This window comes from Alteromonas halophila, from assembly GCF_014651815.1.
Taxonomy (GTDB): Bacteria; Pseudomonadota; Gammaproteobacteria; order Enterobacterales; family Alteromonadaceae; genus Alteromonas; species Alteromonas halophila.
Genome location: NZ_BMXP01000030.1, coordinates 1 through 1,091, shown reverse-complemented (window position 1 = coordinate 1,091; position 1,091 = coordinate 1). Strand labels below are relative to the sequence as shown.

Below are 1,091 nucleotides of genomic sequence, written 5' to 3'. Positions count from 1 at the left end.
CCCGAATTCAGATAATAAGTGCACCACTCATGGTTAAACGGCGAGAAGAGATCAACTGCCTGTTGGTGGTACTCTGTAGTCGCCAAACAAACAGAAGTAATCACCATGAGTTACAAGCAGTTGATCGAAGGGCAACGATACCAGATCGAGGTCTACTTACGCGAGGGTTTCAGCTATCGGGAGATTGGCAAGCGGCTGAACGTTTGTCACACGACCATCAGTAGAGAAGTTCGGCGGAACAGCATTCGTGATAATCACTATCTGCCTGAAGTCGCTCACGCTAAGACAGTTAAACGACGATGTCAGGCAGCGAAATATAGTGTATCAGCGCTGACTATCACGTTCGTCGAGTTCGGTTTGAGCCAGAAATGGAGTCCTGAGCAAATTGCTGGTGTAGGTAAGGCTATAGGGCATAGCGTCAGCCATGAATGGATTTACGGTTTCGTGCAGCGCGATAAATTACGCGGTGGTAAACTGCACAAGCAGTTGCGACATGGCCACCGAAAATACCGCAAAGGCAGTTGCGTGAAGCGCGTTATTATTCCGAACCGGGTTGGGATTGAACATCGCCCTGCCATCGTTGATAAGAAGAAACGGTTCGGTGACTGGGAAGCCGATACCGTATTAGGCAAGAACGGTACAGGTGCCATTGTCAGTCTGGTTGAGCGTAAAAGTAAACTGTATCTGATACGAAAAGTGCCAGCGAAAAGCGCGGCTGATGTAAGCCGAGCCATGATTGGCATGCTATGGCGCTATCGCGGCCATGTCCGAACGATTACCGCCGACAACGGAGCGGAATTCTGTGCTCATGAGCTGGTAGCGGATAAGCTGAAAACGAACATCTACTTCGCTAACCCATACTCATCATGGGAGCGCGGACTGAACGAAAACTTCAACGGGTTGCTGCGGCAATATATCCGCAAAGGGACAGACTTACGAACGGTGACGGACAAGCAGATTGCTGCCGTTGAGCGTGCGCTGAATGCAAGGCCAAGGAAATGCCTTGGGTTTAAACAACCATCGGTGGTCTTCAATGAATTACGAAGAACAGCTTAATTTAGCGAGTGGTGCACTTCGGGGTTGAATCCGCG

The 1,091-nt window shown here is 49.9% G+C and carries 1 protein-coding gene; it reads left to right on the top strand.

Annotated features, from left to right (window positions below; all coding sequences use genetic code 11):
• The first annotated feature begins 105 nt into the window (after nucleotides 1-105).
• A complete protein-coding gene (locus tag IE054_RS17750; RefSeq protein ID WP_189408598.1) occupies nucleotides 106-1,056 on the top strand; it encodes an IS30 family transposase in 951 nt (316 codons plus the stop codon).
• The last annotated feature ends 35 nt before the right edge of the window (nucleotides 1,057-1,091 follow it).